This is a genomic window from Curtobacterium sp. PhB78, from assembly GCF_003751685.1.
Classification (GTDB): domain Bacteria; phylum Actinomycetota; class Actinomycetes; order Actinomycetales; family Microbacteriaceae; genus Curtobacterium.
Genome location: NZ_RKIA01000009.1, coordinates 58,733 through 79,833 on the forward strand (window position 1 = coordinate 58,733; position 21,101 = coordinate 79,833).

Sequence of the window (21,101 nt, forward strand, 5' to 3'; positions counted from 1 at the left end):
CGCGGGAACGGCAGCGCGGATGGCCGCCGATGGAGACTCTGTGGAATCAGACGACGACGATCGCCCTTGGGGAGGAATGACGAAGGACCCGGGTGATCGCGATCATCCGGGCCCTTCGTCGACAGCGGCTCAGTGTGCGGCTGCGTACGCTTCCTGCACCTGGGTCGAGATACGACCACGGGTCGAGACCTCGTAGCCGTTCTCCTTCGCCCACTCGCGGATCTTGCCGAGCTCTTCGGAGTTGCCACGCTTCGGGGCCGACTTCGGGGCCGTGCTGCCGGTGCGACGACCGGAGACCTTGCGCGCTGCGGCGATGTAGTCGGAGATCGCTTCGCGGAACTTGTCGACATTGTCGTTCGTCAGGTCGATCTCGTACGACGAGCCGTCGAAACCGAATTCGACCGTGCGACCTTCACCGGTGGTGATGGGGGAATCGTCGAGGTCGTCGACGAGCTGGACGGTGACCTTCTGTGCCATGCGCGGCTCCTGTTCATTGGACGGGAAATCCCGACCAGAATAGCGCGTGGAATTCCGGCACGTCACCGATCACCGGCGATTCACCGAATGCACCGGAATTGACGATCACTCGTCGAGTGCGAGTTCCTTCGGCAGTTCGAGTTCTCGCGATGTCAGTTCTTCGACATTCACGTCCTTGAACGTGAGGACGCGGACGCCCTTGACGAACCGGTCGGAACGGTAGACGTCCCACACCCAGACGTCGTTCATCGTCAGTTCGAAGTAGAAATCGTGTTCGGTGTCCCGGCGCACGAGTTCGACCTCGTTCGCCAGGTAGAAACGCCGCTCGGTCTCGACCACGTAGCGGAACTGCGACACGACGTCGCGGTACTCGCGGTACAGGGCCAGCTCGACCTCGCGGTCGTAGTCGTCGAATTCGTCCTCATCCATTGCGCCCACAGTCTACGGCGGCAGCCGCACCAGTGCGCGACAGCAGCTCGAGGGATGCACCCGAAGACGGAAGTGCGAGCAAGCTCGGCGTCCGCTCCCGATCCGAGCCCACCGAGGTTCCACAACACGCCGTGTGCGCTCCGCCGAGGTTCCGCTGCGGCACCGTGCATGCGCCGAGATGCCGAGATTTCGGAACCTCACGAGCCGCCGCCGGGGCAGGGCTAGCGGGCCGCAGCCACGGCAGGCGGGCGACCGCAGCGCGTCAGCTGACGAGCGCGTCGAAGCCCTCGAGTGACACGCTCGACGCCTGGTGCAGCCATGACTTGCGGTGGAGTGCGTGCGCCCCGACCGCGCGGATGGCGTCGTAGTGCGCGGTCGAGCCGTAGCCCTTGTTCGACGCCCAGGCGTAGTGCGGTGCCTCGTCGTGGGCCGCGATCATCAGGGCATCCCGCGCGACCTTCGCCACGATCGACGCCGCCGCGACCGAGGCGCAGTCCCGGTCGGCCTTGACCTGCACGACGACCTCGAGCGGGTCCGTCGTCGGACGGAGCGAAGCGGGGACGGCACGGGACAGCCAGTCGAAGGACCCGTCCAGCACGACGACGGCGCCGTCGAGCGACAGGCCACCGGCGACCAGCGACTCGAGCGCCTGCGCCCCTGCGGCTCCGAGCGCCGGGACGATCCCCTGCCGGTCGACGTACTCGGCGGACGCCATGCCGACGGCGGTGCGCGCCCACCGGGTGACGACGGGGACCAGGTCCGTCCGGCGGGTGGCGGACAGCAGCTTCGAGTCGGCCAGACCCTGCGGGACCCGCCCGACGTCGATCGTCACGGCCGCGACGCCCACGCCGACGGGACCGGCGATCGCACCGCGTCCGACCTCGTCCATCCCGATGACCGTGACACGGCCTTCGGCCAGCAGCCGCTTCTCGACGCGGAGGGAGGGGCGGACGGGCGTCACTGGTCGCGCTCCTCCACCCCGGCGAACACCTCGGGGTGGTCGTCGAGCCACGTCCAACGGCTCGTCGGCCAGGAGATGACGAAGGCGCGGCCGGTCACGTCGGACAACGGCACGAACCCCTTCGACGGCGTGTCCCCGTTGTAGCGGGAGTCCTTGGAGTCGTTGCGGTTGTCGCCCATCACCCAGATGGTGCCCTTCGGCACGGTGACGGAGAAGTCGCTCGCTGAGGCAGGGGCGCCGGCCGGCAGCTTGAGGTACGGCTCCTTGATCGGGACGCCGTTCACCGACATCTGCCCGAGGTCGTTGCAGCAGGAGACCTTGTCCCCCGGCAGACCGATCACGCGCTTGATGAGGTGGTCGTCGCTGTCGCCCGTCCCGAGGCCGATCTGCGTGAGGACCCAGTCGATCGCCTTCGCGGGCTGGGTGTCCGGCGTGACGCTCGGCACCTCGGACCCGGCGAGCCATCCACCCGGGTCCTTGAACACGACGACGTCGCCGCGTTTCAGTGCCACGACACCCGGGACGAGTTCGTTGACGATCACGCGGTCGTTGATCTGCAGCGTGTTCTCCATCGACGCCGACGGGATGTAGAACGAGCGGATCAGGAACGTCTTGACCAAGAACGACACGAGCAGCGCCGCGATGAAGATGATGACGAGGTCGCGGAGGAATGTGAGGATCCCGTTGCGCTGCTTCTCGGGCCGGGGCCTGCGCCCGGATTCCTCAGTCGTGTCCGTCATTTCCGCTCTCGTTCACACCGTGCCCGCCCGGGTTCAGTGGGCGCAAAGGGAAAGCCCCCCGTCGATGCACAACCGTACATCGGCGAGGGGCCAGCAGCGGCGTCCGGCTCGCGGGCGCTCACTGTGAAGGCGATCAGGCGTCGCGCTTCTCCTTGATCTTGCGGCGGGCTGCCTTGCCGCGCAGTTCGCGCAGGTAGTAGAGCTTCGCGCGACGGACGTCACCCTTGGTGACGATCTCGATGTGGTCGATGATCGGCGAGTGCACCGGGAACCAGCGCTCGACGCCGACCTGGAAGCTCACCTTGCGGACCTTGAAGGTCTCGCCGATGCCGTGGCCCTGGCGGCCGATGACGACACCCTGGAAGACCTGGATACGCGAGCGCGTGCCTTCGATGATGTTCACGTGCACCTTGATGGTGTCACCGGCGCGGAAGTCCGGGACGTCGGTCCGCAGCGATGCTGCGTCGACGTTGTCGAGGAGCTGGCTCATGGCTGTTCTACTCTCTGCGGACGCACACGGGTCGCCGCGGATCGATGTCTGATGAAGTGGTGGTGCGTGCCCGGTGTCGGCGACTCCCCCGTGGCAGAGTCCAGCCAGGGCACAGCGATCCATACTGCCACACAGAACGCCGGGGGCAAAACAGCGAGGATGGACCCATGATCGAACTGCGCACCCCCACGGAACTCGACGGACTGCGCGTCGCCGGTCGGTTCGTGGCCGACGTCCTCGACGAACTGCTCGCCACGGTCGACGTCGGCGTGAACCTTCTCGAGCTCGACCGCGTCGCCGCGCGGATGATCGCCGACCGGGGCGCCGAGAGCTGCTACGTCGACTACCACCCCTCGTTCGGCAAGTCGCCGTTCGGCAAGAACCTGTGCACCTCGGTGAACGACGCGGCGCTGCACGGTCTGCCGTTCGACCACGTGCTGCAGGACGGCGACCTCGTCAGCCTCGACTTCGCCGCGAGCGTCGACGGCTGGGTGGCGGACTCCGCCGTGTCGGTGCAGGTCGGGACGCCCCGCGACGAGGACCAGACGCTCATCTCGACCGTCGAGCGCGCCCTCGCAGCCGGCATCGCGCAGGCTGCTCCGGGCAACAAGCTCGGCGACGTGTCGCACGCGATCGGACACGTGGCGAAGGAGGCAGGCTACGGCGTCAACCTGCAGTTCGGCGGGCACGGTGTCGGTCACACGATGCACGGCGACCCGCACGTGCCGAACGACGGGCGACCCGGTCGCGGTCTGAAGCTCCGGCCGGGCCTGGTGGTCGCGATCGAGCCGTGGCTCATGCAGGGCACCGACGAGCTGTACCAGGACGACGACGGCTGGACGCTCCGGAGCGTCGACGGCTCACGTGCTGCGCACGTCGAGCACACGGTGGCGGTCACCGAGGCCGGACCCGAGGTCCTGACCCTGCGTCGCGCCCAGCGCGCCGACCCGAGCGCCTGACGGACTGGCGCGGCCCGCTCAGCGGTGACGCGCCAGCGTCACGCGGGCCGCGCCGACCGAGCCTGCGAGGGAGGACGGTGCGGTCCCGCCCCGCGCCTCCCGTCCGACACGGGTCGCGACCAGTGCCCCAAAGCGACAGATCTCGGCTGTGGCCGCCGTCATGTGCGCGACAGCGACAGTTGCCCGCGGATGTTCCGCGGCAGACTGTCGCTTTCGCGAAAGCGACAAAACAGGCGGCAGGCGTCAACCGGCAGCCCGTCACGCAGGCGGCAGCAGATCCGGCCGGACGCGCCGCGTCCGCTCCACCTGCTGCTCGTGCCGCCACGCAGCGACCTTGCCGTGGTGGCCGCTGAGCAGCACCTCGGGCACGGCGTGGTCACGCCACACGGCGGGCTTCGTGTACGAGGGGTACTCGAGCAGGCCGTCCTCGTGGGACTCCTCGACCAGGGACTCGGGGTTGCCGACGACGCCGGGGACGAGTCGCCCGACGGCCTCGATCATGGCCATCGCAGCGACCTCGCCGCCGTTCAGCACGTAGTCGCCGAGCGAGAGCTCGACGACCGAGCAGCGTGACGCCGCCCACTCGAAGACGCGGGCGTCGATGCCCTCGTACCGCCCGCAGGCGAACACGAGGTGGTCGGACGTCGACGCGAGCGAGCGCGCGATGGACTGCTTGAACGGCGTTCCGGCGGGCGTCGGGACCACGAGGGTCGACGAGCCGTCCGGCCGCAGCAGGGCGTCCAGCGCCTGCGCCCACGGTTCCGGCTTCATCACCATGCCGGCGCCACCGCCGTACGGGGTGTCGTCGACGGTGCGGTGCCGGTCGGTCGTCCAGGAGCGCAGGTCGTGCACGTGCAGGTCGAGCAGCCCACCGGAGCGGGCCTTGCCGAGCAGGGACACGTCCAGCACGGAGAAGAACTCCGGGAAGATCGTGACGATGTCGATCCGCACGGCAGCTAGTCCGTGACCGTCTCGGGCCGGGAGGTGTCCTCGGGGTCCTCGAACAGACCCTGCGGCGGCGTGACCGTGACGGTGCCGGACGCGATGTCGACCGCGGGCACGATCGCCGCGACGAACGGCACGAGGACCTCGCCACGCGACGGGGTGTCGATCGCGAGCAGGTCCTGCGCCGGCATGTGGTCGACCCGGGCGACGGTGCCGACCTCGACGCCGTCGCGCAGCACCTTCAGCCCGACCAGCTGGTGGTCGTACCAGGCGTCGTCCTCGCCGGTCTCGGCGTCGGCGTCCTGCTCGACCCAGAGGATGATCCGGGCGAGCGACTCGGCGCCGGTGCGGTCGTCGATCCCCGCGAAGAACGCGACGGGGTGACCGTTGTACCAGCGGAGCTCGTCCAGCTCGAGGGTCTTGCCCGACCACGGTGAGTCGTCGGGGACCTGGAGCGTGAACGTGGCACCGGGGGTGAACCGACGATCCGGGTCGTCGGTGTAGAGCTCGAGCTTGATGCCGCCCTTGAGCCCGTGTGCCTTCGTGATTCGACCCACCCGGAGCTGGGTCGTCTCCCTAGGAATCGGTGTCGACCACGTCGACCCGCACCCGCTTGCCGTCGGCCAGGGCCGAGACGAGGGTGCGGAGTGCCTTGGCGGTCCGCCCGGCACGACCGATCACGCGGCCGAGGTCCTCGGGGTGCACGCGCACCTCGAGGACCTCGCCCCGCGGGGAGGTGGAGCTGGCGACGCGCACGTCGTCAGGGTGATCGACGATCCCCTTGACGAGGTGCGTCAGCGCGGATTCGAGCAAGGACTACGCCTCGGTCGTCTCGTCGGCGGTCTCGGCGTCGTCGGTCTTGGCGGCGGGAGCCGTCTTCTCCGACTTCGGCTTGAGGACGGCCTTCTTCGAGGAGTCGACCTGGAAGGCCTGCTTCGGCTCGGCGACCTTGACCTTGGACGCGGTGTCCTTCTCGCCCTTGAACTTGGCCCAGTCGCCGGTCAGCTTGAGGAGGGCAGCGACCTGCTCGGTCGGCTGCGCGCCGACGCCGAGCCAGTAGAGCGCACGCTCGGACTCGATCTTGATGACCGAGGGCTCCTCGGTCGGGTGGTACTGACCGATCTCCTCGAGGACACGACCATCGCGCTTGGTGCGCGAGTCGGCGACGACGATGCGGTAGTAGGGCGCACGGATCTTACCGAGACGCTTCAGACGGATCTTGACAGCCACAATTGCTCCTGTTTGCTTACGTTGTGGTTGAACTGGAACCGCGGGCGTGGGGGCACACACGGTGAAAGCTCGAGAGAGATCGCTCACAGCTGGATAGAGGGTCGAGCTGCGGCGATTCGACCGTTCATTCTTACAGATTCCGGGCCGTGATGCGAGCCGACGCGCTACGGCGCGAGTCGCCGGACCGCTTCGAGGGCCTCGGACGTCGCGCGGACCGCGTCCACGCTCCGTGCGTCGCGTGCGCCGCCGACGACGGCGAACGGCACACCGGCGGCCTGGAGGCCCGACACGAGTCCGTCACGCACGTCACCCTCGGTGTCGATCGCGCGTTCCTGCCCGGCGCAGACCACGACGTTGTCCGCCGGGATCGCACGCTCCTCGCCGTGCTCGTCGCGGATCCAGAGGGCACCGGGCTCGATGCGCAGGTACTCCTGCACGCCACCGACCATGCGCACCCCCGCGTCACGGAGGCGACCGATGGCGACCCAGCGCGAGGTGATCCCGACTCCCTGCCCGAACTTGCCCGATCGGCGGAGCACGGTGACGTCGGAGCCCGGCCGGATCGTGCGCGACGCAGCGGGCAGCCGCTGGGGGACGTCGCCGACGAGCTCCTCGGAGACGTCGAGGTCCCAGCGCGCCGCGAACTCGGTGGCGCGGACCGACTCGTCCGGCGACTCGGTCAGGAACGCTGCGGTGTCGACGCCGATGCCGCCGCCGCCGATGATCGCGACGGTGCCGGCGGGCACGCCCTCGCGCAGAGCCCGCTCGTACGACAGGACGTGCGGCAGGTGTGCACCGGGGACGTCGACGTCGCGCGGGACCACCCCGGCGGCGAGCACCACGGCGTCACTGTCGGCCAGGTCCGCGCGCGTGGCCGGGCGGCCGAGGTGCACCGTGGCTCCTCGCTCGTCGAGCTCGGCGCGGGCAGCCCGCACGGTCGCGGCGTAGTCCTCCTTGCCGGGCACGAGCGCAGCGAGGCCGAACTGGCCGCCGAGCCGGTCAGCGGCTTCCCACACGGTGACGCGGTGGCCGCGTCGGGCCGCGTCGACGGCAGCGGCGAGACCGGCCGGTCCCCCGCCGACGACGTCGACGCGCTTGGGGTCGGTGGTCGGACGCGCGGGGAAGGCGACCTCGCGGGCGGCGCGCGGGTTCACCAGGCAGGACACCGGCGCACCGATGATCGAGCGGTCGAGGCACGCCTGGTTGCAGCCGATGCAGGTGTTCACCAGCGCGAACCGGCCCGCGAGCGACCGGTTCACGAGCGCAGGGTCGGCGAGGAACGGTCGGGCGAGCGCGACGGCGTCGATGATCCCGTCGGCGAGGACGGTCTCACCGTCGCGCAGGTCGGTCATCCGGTTCGACGCGATCACCCGGACGTCGGGGTACGACGAGGCGCGCACGACTCCGGCGATGCGCGCGGCGTAGGCGAGCCAGGCGCCGTGCGGCACGGCGGCCTGCACGGTCGGGGTGCGGGACTCGTGCCAGCCGATCCCCACCGAGATGCCGTCGAGCCCGAGCGGCAGCAGGTCGTGCACCAGGGCGTCGACGTCGTCCTCGGTCGACGAACCGGGCATCAGGTCAGCGCCGGAGAGCCGGATCGTCACGGCCAGGTCGGGCACCGCCGCACGGACGGCCTCGACGACCGCCACAGTGAAGCGCCGTCGACGCTCCGGCGAACCGCCCCACTCGTCGTCACGCAGGTTCGTCAGCGGCGACTGGAACTGGTTGATGAGGTAGCCCTCGGACGCCATGATCTCGACGCCGTCGAACCCGATGTCGCGCGCGGACCGGGCCGCGGCGGCGAAGTCCTCGATGGTGCGCTCGATCTCGGCCGGCGTCAGCTCGGTCGGCACCACGCCACGGGCGGCCGCCCAGGGCAGGGCCGACGGTGCCACCACGCGCTGGGGGTCCCCGTGCCGGTCGACCATCCCCGCGGCGAGCGCGTACCGCCCGGCGTGGAACAGCTGCGCGAGGATCGTGGAGCCCTCCTCGTGCACGGCGTCGACCGCGGCGCGGAACCGCTCGTCCGCTCCCCCGACACCGAACACGGCGAAGTCGGGGCCACCACGGGCCTCGTCGTTCACCGCGATGCCGCCGGTGATGATGCAGGCGGCGCCGCCGGCGGCACGTTCGCGGTAGAACGCCGCCATGCCGGCCCCACCGTCGTCGTGCACCTCGAGTCCGGTGTGCATCGACCCCATGACCACCCGGTTCGGCAGGGTCAGGGGGCCGAGTGTCCACGGCGAGGAGACGACGGCGAGCTCGGGCATGGCGACGGTGCTCATGCCCCTACTCTGCCGCGTCGACAGCCGCGTCGTCAGCAGGGAGCACCGCGTCGCGCAGCGGCGACGTCGTGTCCGCCCAGAACGGCGGGGCGATCACGGTCAGGCCGCCGTCGACCGACAGCACCTGCCCGGTGATGTACCCGGCCTTGTCGGACAGCAGGAAGTCCACCGCGTCGGCCATGTCGTCGGCGGTGCCGGGGCGCTGCAGCGGGAGCTTCTCGAACACCGAGTCGATCGGCGCCTGGCCGGGGACCTTCGTGTAGAAGTACTCGAGCGAGTCGGTGTCGATCAGGCCACCGTTGACCGCGTTCACCGTGATCTGGCGCGGACCGAACTCGACCGCCATGTACTTCATGTACGACTCGCTCATGGCCTTCGCCGCGCCGAGCGCGGCGTAGGTCGGGAACGCGCGGAGCGATCCGTACGAGGTCACGACGACGATGCGCCCACCGCGGTCCATCAGCTCGGCCGCACGCTGCGCCCCGAGCACGAACGAGCGGGCGTTGGTGGCGTAGCTGCGGTCCAGGTGGTGCAGCTTCAGTTCCTTGAGCGGCTTGAACGCGCTGGCAGCGGCGTTCGCGACGAAGTGGTCGAGGCGACCGTAGGTGTCCCGTACCAGGTCGAACAGGGCGTCGATCGACTCCGGCTGCTCGATGTCGACCTGCGCGGTGATCCCGTCGCCGCCGGCGGCCTTGACGTCGGCGAGCGACTCCTCGGCCAGGTCGGCGTTGCCCTTGTACGTGACCACGACGGTCACGCCGCGCTGGCCGAGCTTCTGCGCGAGCAGGCGGCCGATGCCGCGCGAAGCGCCCGTGATCAGTGCGATGGGTGCGTTGGTGTTGTCGGTCACTGCGGTCCTCTACGTGTGGGGAGGGACGGGAGGCGCGTGGCGGGCCCCGCCACGGGCCTCCCGTCCGGTGGGTGGTTGCTGTCTAGAACCCGGCCTTGCCGGTGACGACGGCGCGGCCGACGACCAGCTTCTGGATCTCGTTGGTGCCCTCTTCGAAGCGCTGCGCGCGCGCGTCGCGGTAGACACGCTCGATCGCGTTGCGCTTCCAGTAGCCCTGGCCGCCGTGCACCTGCAGGGCCTTGTCGGTGACGCGGGCGAGCATGTCGACCGCGACCATCTTCGAGGCGCTGGACAACGTGCCCGCGTCGGGGCGGTCCTCCTCGTAGGCGCGGGCGGCCTCGAGCACCAGGGCGCGGGCGGCGGCGATGTCGGCGTAGTTCTCGGCCAGGTAGAACTGGATCGCCTGGCGGCTGGACAGCTGCTTGCCGAACGTCTCGCGCTTGTTCGCGTACTCGACGGCGAGCTCGTTCGCACGCTCGGCGAGGCCGACGGCGCTCATCGCGACGGACACGCGACTCGGCAGCAGGAAGCCGCCGAGCGCGACCTCGAGCCCCTGGCCCTCGGCGCCGAGCAGCGCACTGGCCGGCACGGGCACGTCGGTGAAGCGCAGGATCGCGTGGTCGGTGCCCCGGATGCCCATGGTGTCGGAGTCGTCGATCACCTCGGCGCCCGGCAGCCCGCTGTTCGGCATGAGGAACGCGACCGTGCCGTCCTGGCCGCTGGTGCCCTCGAGGCGGGCGGCGATGAGCCAGTAGTCGGCCTGCACGCCGAACGTGATGAGGTGCTTCTCACCGTTCATGACGTAGGTGTCGCCCTCGCGGCGGACGGTGGTGCGGATGTCCGCGCCGGTGCCGGCCGTGGCCTCGGTCAGGGTGAACGCGACGAGCTTGTCACCCGCGACGCTCGGCTTGACGACCTGCTCGATCTGCTCCGGCGTCGCGTAGGGGGCCATCGCGCGCCAGGTGCCGTTGACGACGTGCACGAGCATCCGGATCGACGCGTGCGAACGCGAGACGATCTCCATGATCTCGAGGTAGCGCGAGAACGGGATGGCCCGTCCGCCGAGCTCGGTCGGGGCGGCGAGGCTGAGCCACCCCTTGTCCTTGAGCTCCTGGAACAGCTCCGGGGCGACCCGGCCGGTGCGCTCGATCTCGTCCGCCCACTCCTCACCGCGGCCGCGGACCCACTCGGTGACCTCGGCCTTGAGCTGCTGGAAGGCGGCTTCGGTGGCGGTTTCCATGACCAGCGTCATCGTGTCTCGTTCTCCTTCGTGGTGCTCGCGGCGACGAGCGCGGCTGCCTGCTCACGCAGGACGTTCTTCTGGACCTTGCCGACGGCGTTGCGCGGCAGTTCGTCGATGGACTCGAGCCGCTCTGGCCAGTAGTACTTGCTCACGCCCGCCTTGTCGAGCGCCTGCTGCATCGCCGCGAAGTCGAGCCGCTCGGCACCGGCAGCCGGCACGACGAACGCGCACGCACGCTCACCGAGTCGGGGGTCCGGCATCGCGACGATCGCCACGTCGGTGACCAGGGGGTGCTGGTAGAGCAGGTTCTCGATCTCGACGACCGGGATCTTCTCGCCACCGCGGTTGATGACGTCCTTGATCCGGCCGGTGATCGACAGGAAGCCGTTCACGTCGACCTTCGCCAGGTCGCCGGTCTTGTACCAGCCGTCCTCGGTGAAGACGTCGTCGGTCAGGTCCTGGCGGTCGAGGTACCCGTCGAACATCGTCGGCGAGTGCAGCTCGAAGTTGCCCTCGGTGTCGGCGGGGAGCTCGTGGCCCTCGTCGTCGACGATCCGGATCCGGATGCCCGGCAGCGCACGACCGTCGTGCCCGTACGCTGCCGCCGGGTCGTCGATCGGGCTGGACAGGGCGCCGAGGCAGGTCTCGCTCGTGCCGAAGGCGCCGAGGATGGCCGTGCCGAGCACCGTCGCGGCCCGCTGGGCGAGGGCCCGCGGCACGGCGGCACCGGTCGGCACGAAGATCCGCAGCGACTCGGGCTGGGCGGCACCGGCTTCGACGAGGTCGACGAGGTCGGTCAGGAACGGGGTCGCGCACTGCACGAACGACGCCTGCGCGACGCCGAACGCCTGCTCGAGCGCGACGGTGCCGTCCCACACCGGCTGGATGACCTGCGGCGCACCGAGCCGGAACGCCAGCAGCATGCCGTACAGGAACCCGGTCTGGTGCGCGAGCGGCGACGGGATGTAGATCCGGTCCGCGCTCGTCAAGCCCGACTGCGCGACGTGCATGGCCGTGGCCAGCCCGAGGGTGCGGTGCGGGTGCTGAACGCCCTTCGGCTCCCCCGTCGTGCCGCTCGTGAACAGCAGCTGGCAGACGTCGTCCGGGCCCGGCGCGCGCGAGGTGATCTCGTCGACGTCCACGTGCACGGCGTCGAGGGCGTTGTCGAAGTAGCGCCAGTGCCAGTCGCTCGTGGCCACCCGGTCCAGGGCGTCGGCCGGCAGCGGCGGCTGGTTCGTCGGGGCGTCGACCTGGCCGCGCGCCTCGGACCGGAGCACGATCACGTGCTCGACCGACAGCCGGCGCTGCTGGGCCTTCGCCTCGTCGATGACGTCGAGGAGCTCGAGAGCGGGCCGGCGCTTGCGGAACACGTTCGGCAGGAACACCACACGGGCGCGGGACCGGGCGAGCGTCATCGTCGTCTCGCGCGGTCCGAACACCGGCATGATCGGCGTCGCGACCGCTCCGATCTGGATCGCGCCGAGGGTGATGGAGACGAACTCGCGCCAGTTCGGCAACTGCATGGCGACCGACTCGCCCGTGCGGACCCCGAGCTCGAGCAGGAGCGCGGAGACCTTGTCGGCCTCGTCCTGCAGTTCCCGCCACGTGGTGTTCACGGGTGCTGCGCCGCCGACCTCGATGACCGCGAGGCCGTCGGGATCGGTGGTCGCGAGCGCGCGGACCTTCTCGCTCAGCACGAGGGGGTCCGCGTCGACACCGGCGAGCGCGAGCGGCTCCGGGGTCGTGGGAGCGACCGGGTGCTGCTCGTCGAGGTCGGCGCGCTCGCCGCCGGCGCGCTCACCGTCGGCGGGCTCACCGTCGGTGCGCTCGCCATTGGTGCGCTCGCCATCGGCGCGCTCGCCATCGGTGCGCTCGCCGAGGTCGGTGCGCTCGTCTGCGATCGCGGCGGCCTCGGCCGCGTCGGCCCGGTCGTCGCGGGCGATCTGCGCGGCGAGGGCGTCGCCGACCTCCATTTCGAGGCCGACGGAGTTCATCGCCTCGAGGAACGTCGGGTACGAGATCCGGTAGGCCCGCGGGTAGGTCAGCCCCGAGGTACCGCGCGCCTTCGAGGCGGCGACGGCGAGTGACATCAGGACCCGGTGGTCGTTGAACGACGACATCTGCGCGCCGTGGAGTCCCTCGGCCCCGACCCCGGTGACGCGGAGTTCGTCGGCACCCTGCTCGGCCCGGCCACCCATGCGGTTGAGCTGCAGCATCGCCGCGACGCGGTCGGACTCCTTCAACCGGATGTGGGCGACGTTCCAGAGCCGGGTGGTGCCCTCGGCGAAGGTGGCCATGGTCGACAGGACCGGCAGCAGGTCGGGGATCGGCTGGCAGTCGATGTCGAGCGGTCGCAGCGGGGAACCGTCGTGTTCGATGCGCACGAACCCGGTCTCCTCGTCGATCCGCATCGGGACGCCCATCGCCGTCGCGAGGTCGAGGAACTCGCTCTCCGGGTGGTCGGTCTCGGCGGTGGTGAAGGCCGTCATGCCGCGCAGGAGCAGGTTCGACTCGCGGATGCCGGCCGCGGCGATGCCGAACGCGGCGGACCCGATGTCCGGCGGGATGACGTAGTCGTGCGGGGTGGCCTGCTGGTTCGCCGGGATCCGGTACTCGAGCCAGTCGTCGGAGACCTCGACCGTCAGGCCGAACTCTCGCATCATCCGGACGGTCAGCTCGACGTAGGGCTGCTCGTTGAGCCGGTCGCCGGTGATGTGGATCCGGGTCTCCTGCTCGGCGAACGGGGCCACGAGGAGCAGGCCGGAGACCCACTGCGACAGGGTGCCGGCGATCGTGACGTCGCCGCCGCGGGGGCGCTTCGGCTGGACGGTGACGGGCGGGCAGTCGTTCGTCGCCTCGAGCTCGATGCCCATCTGGGTCAGCGAGGTCAGCAGTGCCTTGATGGGCCGGCGCTGGAAGTACTTCATGCCCACGAGCGTCATCGGCTTGTCGGCGAGCGACGCCAGACCCGTCATGAAGTAGAGCGTGGTTCCGGAGGACCCCATGTTCAGGATGCCGTCGGCGCCACGGGACCCGTGGTCGACGACGTCGGTGGCCTCGTACCGGCCGCCGAGCCCGGTGACGTGGTACTCGTCCCCGCGACGCTTCACGTCGACGCCGAGGGCGCGGAGCGTGCCGACGGTCCACTCGACCTGGCGGGTGGCGCTGATGCCGGAGACGATGCTCGTCCCCTTCGCCAGCGACGCGAGCACCAGCGCGCGGTGCGCGTGGTACTTCGAGACGGGGACGTCGAGTTCCCCGACGAGGGGTGCGGACGTGCCGCGCACGACCAACTGCATGCGTACCTCTTCCTGCTCTGTACATATCAACGGTACGCCCGGTGTGGAACTACTGTGAATCGGATCCGCACGACCAGAAGCCGCCGTCGTTGTGCGTGTCCGACAACCTTCCGGGCAGGATGTACAGCATGGACATCCGCTTCACCGAGTCCCCTCCGTCGACCATCGGCGTCGAGTGGGAGCTCCCGCTGGTCGATCTGTCGACCGGCGACCTCGCGCCCCGTGCCCCTGCCGTCATCGCGGCCGTGCACGAACGACTCGGCGATCGCGAGCGGGTGACCGAGGAACTCCTGACCAACACCGTCGAGGTCGTCTCCAGCGTGCACTCACGGGTCCGCGACGCCACGAGCGAGCTGTCCGGCATCATCGGCGAGGTCATCGACGCCGCCGAACCGCTCGACGCCCAGGTCATGTGCTCCGGCACGCATCCGTTCGCCGTCTGGGACCAGCAGGAGATCACCCCGGACAGCGAGCACTACACGACCCTGATCGACCGGACGCGCTGGTGGGGCCGGCAGATGCTCATCTGGGGCGTCCACGTGCACGTCGGCATCGACGACCGCGACAAGGCCCTGCCGATCCTCGGCGCGATGCTCGCGTACGTCCCGCACCTGCAGGCCTTCACCGCATCGAGCCCGTTCTGGGCCGGCATCGACACCGGGTACGCCTCGAACCGCGCGCTGATGTTCCAGCAACTCCCCACCGGTGGACTGCCGCCGGCACTCGGTGCGTGGGCGAACTTCGAAGAGGTGGTGAGCGACCTCACGCGCACGGGCGTCATCGACAGCGTGAAGGACCTGCGCTGGGACATCCGCCCGTCGCCGAAGTGGGGGACGCTCGAGAACCGGGTCTCCGACGGCATCTCGACCCTGCACGAGGTCGGCGCCGTGACCGCGCTCGTGCAGTGCCTGGTCACCGCGATGTCCGACCGACTCGACGCCGGCGAGAACCTGCCGACGATGCAGCCGTGGTTCATCCGCGAGAACAAGTGGCGCGCCGCCCGCTACGGCATGGAGGCCGAGATCATCACGAACGCCGCCGGCGACGAGCGGCTCGTGACCGACGAGGTGCACGACCTGGTGCAGCGGCTCGACCCGGTGGCCGAGCGGCTCGGCTGCCAGCAGGAGTTGCACCACCTCGACACGATGATCGCGAACGGGGCGTCGTACCAGCGGCAGCTCCGGGTTGCGCAGGAGCACGGCGGCGACCTGCGCGAGGTCGTCCGCCACCTGGTGACGGAGTTCCGCGAGTCCCTGTGACCCCGGGCCGTTCCGCGTAGCTGGTCGAATCGGGCGTACCGGGTCGTTTTTTCCGACCAGGTACGCCCGATTCCGCTTTCCATCGCGCCCGTTCTGGGAAAGAGCGGCGCGAGCCCGCCCCGCGCCTCCCGTCCGCGCCCACCGACCTGGTCGCTCCGGGCACACCTGGTCGATCCGGGCGCACCAGGTCGTTTCTTTCGACCAGGTACGCCCGATTCGGCTTTCCATCGCGACCGTTCTGGGAAGGAACGTCACGAGCCCGCCCCGCGCCTCCCGTCCGCGCCCACCGACCTGGTCGCTCCGGGCACACCTGGTCGATCCGGGCATACCTGGTCGTTTCTTTCGACCAGGTACGCCCGATTCCGCGTTCCATCGCGCCCGTTCTGGGAAAGAACGTCGCGACGTGCGCGCAGACGGACGGGAGGCCCGGTGCCAGCTGGCACCGGGCCTCCCGTCCGTCAGGGGGTCGCGACTAGCGCCCCAGGAACTTCTGCAGGCTCGCGAGCTCTTCCTCGGTCGGCGCCTTGCCGCCCTTGGCGGCACCGCCGAGGCCGAGGCCGGAGCCCTTCGGTGCCTGCTGCGGAGCGGCAGCCGTACCGGCGGCGATCGCCGCACGCTTGGCCGGGTTGCCGACCTTCGACTTCTTCTTGCCGCCCTGCTGCTGCTTCTTGCCGCCGTGCATGCCCGGGATCGGACCCATGCCCGGCATCTGCGGCACGCCACCGCGGGCGACGGTCTTCATCATCTTCGCGGCCTGCTCGAACCGGTTCACGAGGGCGTTGACCTCGGTGACCGTGGAGCCGGCACCCTTGGCGATGCGGAGTCGGCGCGATCCGTTCAGGAGCTTCGGGAGTTCGCGCTCCTTCGGCGTCATCGACTGGATGATCGCCTCGGTGCGCACGATCTCGCGCTCGTCGAAGTTGTCGAGCGCCTCGCGCATGCCCTTGGCGCCCGGGAGCATGCCGAGCATGCCCTTGATCGAGCCGGCCTTGCGGAGCTGCTGCATCTGCTGCAGGAAGTCGTTCAGCGTGAACGAGTCGGACGCGATCTTCTCGGCGACCGCGCGGGCTTCGTCCTCGTCGAAGGCCGACTGGGCCTGCTCGATGAGCGACATGATGTCGCCAAGGTCGAGGATGCGGCTCGCCATGCGGTCCGGGTGGAACGGCTCGAAGTCGTCGAGGCCCTCACCCGTGGAGGCGAACATGATCGGGCGACCGGTGACGCTGGCCACCGAAAGTGCCGCACCACCACGGGCGTCGCCGTCGAGCTTCGACAGCACGACACCGGTGAAGTCGACGCCTTCCTGGAACGCGCGGGCCGTGACGACGGCGTCCTGACCGATCATCGCGTCGATGACGAACAGGACCTCGTCGGGGTCGACGGCCTTGCGGATGTTCGCGGCCTGCTTCATCAGCTCGGCATCGACACCGAGACGACCGGCGGTGTCCACGATGACGGTGTCGTACTGCTGGTCGACCGCGGCCTTGATGGCGTTCTTGGCGACCTTGACCGGGTCACCGACGCCGTTGCCGGGCTCCGGAGCGAAGACGTGGACGCCGGCCTGCTCGCCGACGACCTGCAGCTGCTGCACGGCGTTCGGACGCTGGAGGTCCGCCGCGACGAGCATCGGGGTGTGGCCGTCCTTCTTGAGCCACTTGCCGAGCTTGCCGGCGAGGGTCGTCTTACCGGCACCCTGCAGACCCGCGAGCATGATGACCGTCGGCGGCTTCTTCGCGAACTCGAGGCGACGCTGCTGCCCGCCCAGGATGCCGACGAGTTCCTCGTTGACGATCTGGACGACCTGCTGCGCCGGGTTCAGCGCGCGGTTGACCTCGTCGGAGAGGGCACGCTCGCGCACTGCTGCGGTGAACGCCTTGACGACCTCGAGCGCGACGTCGGCGTCGAGGAGCGCCCGCCGGATCTCGCGGACGGTGCCGTCGACGTCGGACGGAGTCAGCCGACCCTTGCTCCGCAGATTGCGGAAGGTCTCGGTCAGCCGATCGGAGAGTGAACCGAATTGCGCCATGATCCGTCGATTCTACAAGGCTCGGAGCGCGGGTCCCGGTCGGTCAGCGCAGCAGCACGCCAGGCGTGAGCTCGACCGGGGCGTCCAGCCCGACGTCGAGGACCACCGGCGCGGTCGACGGCAGGCGGTCAGCGGTCGGGAACCACCGCCGCTCCGGCGACACCAGGATGACGAGACCGTCGACGTCGCCGACCGCGGCGAAGCCCTCGCCTGCTGGGTTGGCGTAGGGCTCGAGTCCGGCGCGGCGCAGTTTCTCGACTGCGCCGAGGACGTCGGGCACGGCGATGCCGACCTCGCTGACCGACAGGAGCGGGACGGCGGACGCGAACGCGGGCGCGGCGGACGCGGGCCCGGACGCGGGTGCGGCCGCGGCGAGGTCCCGTCGCTCGATCAGTTCGAGCAGCTGCTCGTCCGGACCCTCGAAGTACACCGATCGCGAGTTCCAGTTCGGCGGGCCCTCGAACTCGTCACGGCCGTCGGCGTCGACCAGCACCGTCGCGATCTCGGCGATCCACTCGGCAGCAGTGGCGAACGTGTCAGCCGGGATCGTAATCGCGAGGTGCAGCGCACCGGTCATCCCCGGCAGCTCCCGGAACAGGAGCCGCGTCGACCCCACCACGACCTCGACCACTCCGTCGGCGCGGTCGACCGGGCACCCGAGCCGTTCCCAGAACCGGGCCGTGTCGTCGAGCGAGCGGGTGGCGAGCTGTGCCTGGCGGATGTCCATGTCCGCCATCCGAAGCCCTCAACCACGGTTCAGGTCAAGGTCGTCCGTGTTGTTGTACTCCGTCCAGAAACCGTCGTAGGCTCGCTCGCATGCCGGAACTCGAGATCGTGCGGCCTGCCGGGCTGCTCGACTACGCCGAGGGACTCGCGCTGCAGCGGGACCTCCACGCCGACGTCGTCGCCGGCCGCTCCCCCGGGGTTCTCGTGCTGTGCGAGCACCCGTCCGTGTACACCGCTGGCCGCCGCACCGAGCCGTCCGACCTGCCGACGAACGGCGCGCCGGTGGTCGAGGTCGACCGCGGCGGGCGCATCACCTGGCACGGCCCCGGGCAGCTCGTGGCCTACCCGATCGTCCGACTGGCCGTTCCGATCGACGTCGTGGCGTGGGTGCGTGACCTCGAGCAGGTCATCATCGACGCGGCGGCGACCGTCGGGGTGGACGCGCGGCGCATCGACGGCCGGAGCGGCGCGTGGGTCCGCGGAGCGGACGGCACGCCGCCCGCCAAGGTCGGCGCCATCGGGCTGCACGTCGCCGAGGGCGTGACGACCCACGGCATCGCGATCAACTGCGACAACGCACTCGACGCCTACGCCGCGATCGTGCCGTGTGGCATCGCCGACGCCGGGGTGACGACGCTGAGCGCCGCCGCCGGGCGGCCCGTCACCGTCGACGACCTCGCCGACACCGTGGTCGACCGCATCCGCGCTGCCGAACACGGCATGCGGACCGGCCACCGGATCGGCAGCGCCGCCCAGAGCACCACGACGGCCCGCATCACGACCGCCGACACCACGTCCCCCAGCACCGCGCCCGCACGACAGGAAACCCTCGTATGACCCTCGCCCCCGAAGGCCGCCGGATGCTCCGCGTCGAGGCCCGCAACGCCGAGACCCCGATCGAGACGAAGCCCGGGTGGATCAAGACCCGTGCCACCCAGGGCCCGGAGTTCCGCGAGCTGTCCGCCCTGGTCAAGGACAAGCAGCTGCACACCGTCTGTCAGGAGGCCGGCTGCCCGAACATCTTCGAGTGCTGGGAGGACCGCGAGGCCACGTTCCTGATCGGCGGCTCCCAGTGCACCCGCCGGTGCGACTTCTGCCAGATCGACACCGGCAAGCCCGAGCCGCTCGACCGCGACGAGCCCCGCCGGGTCGCCGACTCGGTCGTGTCCATGGGACTCAAGTACGCCACGGTGACCGGCGTCGCCCGCGACGACCTGCCCGACGGCGGGTCCTGGCTCTACGCCGAGACCATCCGCCAGATCCACGAGCACTCCCCCGGCACCGGCGTCGAGATCCTGGTGCCGGACTTCAACGGCCGCCCGGACCAGCTCGGCCAGGTGTTCGACGCCCGCCCCGAGGTCTTCGCCCACAACGTCGAGACCGTGCCGCGGATCTTCAAGCGGATCCGACCGGCGTTCACGTTCGAGCGCTCCCTCGACGTCATCACGCAGGGCCGCGACGCCGGGCTCGTCACGAAGTCGAACCTGATCCTCGGCATGGGCGAGGAGCGCATCGAGATCGAGGACGCCCTGCAACGCCTGTTCGACGCCGGCACGGACATCATCACGTTGACGCAGTACCTCCGCCCGTCGCCGCGGCACCTGCCGGTGGCGCGCTGGGTCAAGCCGGAGGAGTTCGTCGCGCTGCGTGAGGTCGCCGAGGAGATGGGCTTCGCCGGGGTCCTCGCCGGCCCGCTCGTCCGGTCGTCGTACCGCGCCGGACGCCTGTGGGCACGCGCCACGGTCGCGCGCGGCGGCTCGGTTCCCGAGCACCTGTCGCACCTGCTCGACGCGGCGCCGGGTCGCCAGGCCGTCTGAAGCCGGCCACCGGTCCGCGAAAGCGACAGATCTCCGCCGACAGTTCGCGGCAGTCTGTCGCTTTCGCGGCACTGGTCGCGACCACGGACAGACGGGAGGCACGGTGCCAGCTGGCACCGTGCCTCCCGTTCGTCCATCCGCCCGTTCAGGGCGACGCGAGCGCTATGCGCGACCGCGGATGCTCCTGAGGAGCCAGCCGATGACGGCCAGGATGATGAGGACGATCCCGACCCACAGCAGGAACTTCAGCGCACCGACGAAGATGCCGCTGAAGAGCAGGACGAGGCCGACGATGATCGCGATGATCAGGAGTGCTGGCATTGAAGGGCTCCTTCCGGTGTACCTGGACGATCCCTGTACTGCGGAGACAGTACCCGGAATCAGCCGACGAGGTTCTGCACGAACACGTGCGGGGTGAAACCGGTCAGGTCGTTGATGCCCTCGCCCTGCCCGATGAGCTTGATCGGGATGCCCGTCTTCTCCTGCACGCTGAGCACGAACCCGGCCTTCGCGGAGCCGTCGAGCTTGGTGATGACGAGGCCGGTGACCCCGGCGCCCTCGATGAACGCCTGCGCCTGGGCCAGGCCGTTCTGCCCGGTGGTGGCGTCGAGGACGAGCAGCACCTCGCTGATCTCGGTCTGCTTCTCGACGACGCGCTTGATCTTCGTCAGCTCGTCCATCAGGCCTGCCTTGGTGTGCAGGCGGCCGGCGGTGTCGATGACGACGATCTCGGTGTTGTCGCGGATCGCCTTCTCGACGGTCTGGTACGCCACCGAGGCGGGGTCCTGCCCGGGCTGCGACGGGCGGACGACGTCGACGCCGGCGCGCTCGGCCCAGGTCGCGACCTGCTCGACCGCGGCAGCACGGAAGGTGTCGGCCGCACCGACGAGGACCGTGCGGTCGTAGGTCTTCAGGAACTTCGCGAACTTGCCGATCGTCGTGGTCTTGCCGACGCCGTTCACCCCGACGACGAGCACGACGGCGGGCCGCGCGCTGAGCTTGAGCGTGGTGTCGAGCTTCGACAGCCGTTCCTCGAGCACCTCACGCAGCATGCGCTGCAGGTCGGCCGGGTCGGTCGTGCCGTAGCGGTCGACGCGCGCGTGCAGGTCCTCGATGATCGCCTCGGAGATGTCCGGACCGAAGTCGGCGCCGATCAGCGCGGTCTCGAGGTCCTCCCACGTGGTCTCGTCGATCGTCTTGCGCTGGAAGAGGCCGCGCAGCCGTGAGGACAGTGACCAGGAACTCGCCATGCTCCCAGCTTAGAGCGCGGCGCATGTCCGCTGTGCCCGGTATGCTCGGTCTCACGAAGGGGAGTATTCCCTCTCGGTGACCCCGTCAGTACGGCCCGGAACGATCCGGACCCGG

The 21,101-nt window shown here is 70.0% G+C and carries 21 protein-coding genes; 4 read left to right on the top strand and 17 right to left on the bottom strand.

The genetic code is table 11. The features are described 5' to 3' along the window. Positions 1-129 precede the first annotated feature (129 nt). The 5 genes from EDF53_RS17820 to rplS form a co-directional block, all read right to left on the bottom strand. Positions 130-477, bottom strand: a complete 348-nt coding sequence (locus tag EDF53_RS17820; protein WP_111086073.1) for an Lsr2 family protein — start codon at positions 475-477, stop codon at positions 130-132. 105 nt (positions 478-582) lie between these two features. Beyond that, a complete protein-coding gene (locus EDF53_RS17825) occupies positions 583-906 on the bottom strand; it encodes a DUF2469 family protein (protein ID WP_111086072.1) in 324 nt (107 codons plus the stop codon). Between the two features lie 262 nt (positions 907-1,168). Beyond that, positions 1,169-1,867, bottom strand: a complete 699-nt coding sequence (locus tag EDF53_RS17830) for a ribonuclease HII (protein WP_123294794.1) — start codon at positions 1,865-1,867, stop codon at positions 1,169-1,171. After that, positions 1,864-2,607 carry a signal peptidase I gene (lepB, locus tag EDF53_RS17835; RefSeq protein WP_123294795.1) on the bottom strand — a complete coding sequence of 248 codons (744 nt, stop codon included), beginning with the start codon at positions 2,605-2,607 and terminating at the stop codon, positions 1,864-1,866. Before lepB ends, EDF53_RS17830 begins: the two co-directional genes overlap by 4 nt. Positions 2,608-2,740: 133 nt before the next feature. Further along, positions 2,741-3,097, bottom strand: coding sequence for a 50S ribosomal protein L19 (gene rplS / locus EDF53_RS17840; RefSeq protein ID WP_123294796.1), 357 nt, complete (start codon positions 3,095-3,097; stop codon positions 2,741-2,743). A gap of 167 nt (positions 3,098-3,264) precedes the next feature. On the opposite strand from rplS, the gene map reads away from it, so the two are divergent. Then, on the top strand, positions 3,265-4,056 hold the full coding sequence (gene map, locus EDF53_RS17845; RefSeq protein WP_123294797.1) for a type I methionyl aminopeptidase: 792 nt from the start codon (positions 3,265-3,267) through the stop codon (positions 4,054-4,056). A gap of 258 nt (positions 4,057-4,314) precedes the next feature. Here the strand turns inward: map and trmD are convergent, their stop codons facing one another. From trmD to aroA, 8 genes are all read right to left on the bottom strand, one after another. Beyond that, the gene (gene trmD, locus EDF53_RS17850; RefSeq protein WP_123294798.1) at positions 4,315-5,007 is read right to left on the bottom strand and encodes a tRNA (guanosine(37)-N1)-methyltransferase TrmD; all 693 of its coding nucleotides are present in this window, start codon (positions 5,005-5,007) and stop codon (positions 4,315-4,317) included. Between the two features lie 5 nt (positions 5,008-5,012). Beyond that, positions 5,013-5,558: a ribosome maturation factor RimM gene (gene rimM / locus EDF53_RS17855; RefSeq protein WP_123294799.1), complete on the bottom strand. Its 546-nt coding sequence runs from the start codon at positions 5,556-5,558 to the stop codon at positions 5,013-5,015. A 19-nt stretch (positions 5,559-5,577) separates the two neighbouring features. Beyond that, on the bottom strand, positions 5,578-5,814 hold the full coding sequence (locus EDF53_RS17860; protein WP_111086067.1) for an RNA-binding protein: 237 nt from the start codon (positions 5,812-5,814) through the stop codon (positions 5,578-5,580). 3 nt (positions 5,815-5,817) lie between these two features. Beyond that, the gene (gene rpsP, locus EDF53_RS17865; RefSeq protein ID WP_111086066.1) at positions 5,818-6,231 is read right to left on the bottom strand and encodes a 30S ribosomal protein S16; all 414 of its coding nucleotides are present in this window, start codon (positions 6,229-6,231) and stop codon (positions 5,818-5,820) included. Positions 6,232-6,395: 164 nt separating this feature from the next. After that, on the bottom strand, positions 6,396-8,516 hold the full coding sequence (locus EDF53_RS17870; protein ID WP_221181235.1) for an FAD-dependent oxidoreductase: 2,121 nt from the start codon (positions 8,514-8,516) through the stop codon (positions 6,396-6,398). Positions 8,517-8,520: 4 nt separating this feature from the next. Beyond that, a complete protein-coding gene (locus tag EDF53_RS17875; RefSeq protein ID WP_123294800.1) occupies positions 8,521-9,366 on the bottom strand; it encodes an SDR family oxidoreductase in 846 nt (281 codons plus the stop codon). Between the two features lie 82 nt (positions 9,367-9,448). Beyond that, positions 9,449-10,618: an acyl-CoA dehydrogenase family protein gene (locus EDF53_RS17880; protein ID WP_123294801.1), complete on the bottom strand. Its 1,170-nt coding sequence runs from the start codon at positions 10,616-10,618 to the stop codon at positions 9,449-9,451. Next, the gene (aroA, locus tag EDF53_RS17885; RefSeq protein ID WP_123294802.1) at positions 10,615-13,908 is read right to left on the bottom strand and encodes a 3-phosphoshikimate 1-carboxyvinyltransferase; all 3,294 of its coding nucleotides are present in this window, start codon (positions 13,906-13,908) and stop codon (positions 10,615-10,617) included. The genes EDF53_RS17880 and aroA overlap by 4 nt, the downstream gene beginning before the upstream one ends. Positions 13,909-14,027: 119 nt before the next feature. Here aroA and EDF53_RS17890 point away from each other — a divergent pair, with 119 nt between their 5' ends. Beyond that, positions 14,028-15,167, top strand: coding sequence for a glutamate--cysteine ligase (locus EDF53_RS17890; RefSeq protein ID WP_185021103.1), 1,140 nt, complete (start codon positions 14,028-14,030; stop codon positions 15,165-15,167). Positions 15,168-15,639: 472 nt separating this feature from the next. Here EDF53_RS17890 and ffh read toward each other — a convergent pair whose 3' ends face one another. Next, complete coding sequence (ffh, locus tag EDF53_RS17895) at positions 15,640-17,193, bottom strand: signal recognition particle protein (protein WP_123294804.1); 1,554 nt, start codon at positions 17,191-17,193, stop codon at positions 15,640-15,642. Between the two features lie 43 nt (positions 17,194-17,236). Then, positions 17,237-17,920, bottom strand: coding sequence for a hypothetical protein (locus EDF53_RS17900; RefSeq protein WP_148058386.1), 684 nt, complete (start codon positions 17,918-17,920; stop codon positions 17,237-17,239). An 89-nt stretch (positions 17,921-18,009) separates the two neighbouring features. Between EDF53_RS17900 and lipB the strand changes: the two genes are divergently transcribed. Both lipB and lipA read left to right on the top strand, forming a co-directional pair. After that, on the top strand, positions 18,010-18,756 hold the full coding sequence (gene lipB / locus EDF53_RS17905; protein ID WP_123294806.1) for a lipoyl(octanoyl) transferase LipB: 747 nt from the start codon (positions 18,010-18,012) through the stop codon (positions 18,754-18,756). After that, positions 18,753-19,736, top strand: a complete 984-nt coding sequence (gene lipA, locus EDF53_RS17910; RefSeq protein WP_111086058.1) for a lipoyl synthase — start codon at positions 18,753-18,755, stop codon at positions 19,734-19,736. Before lipB ends, lipA begins: the two co-directional genes overlap by 4 nt. Positions 19,737-19,898: 162 nt before the next feature. On the opposite strand, the gene EDF53_RS19080 is transcribed toward lipA, so the two are convergent. Both EDF53_RS19080 and ftsY read right to left on the bottom strand, forming a co-directional pair. Then, positions 19,899-20,057: a DUF4175 domain-containing protein gene (locus EDF53_RS19080; RefSeq protein ID WP_139199230.1), complete on the bottom strand. Its 159-nt coding sequence runs from the start codon at positions 20,055-20,057 to the stop codon at positions 19,899-19,901. 59 nt (positions 20,058-20,116) lie between these two features. Continuing rightward, on the bottom strand, positions 20,117-20,986 hold the full coding sequence (ftsY, locus tag EDF53_RS17915; protein ID WP_111086057.1) for a signal recognition particle-docking protein FtsY: 870 nt from the start codon (positions 20,984-20,986) through the stop codon (positions 20,117-20,119). Positions 20,987-21,101: the final 115 nt, after the last annotated feature.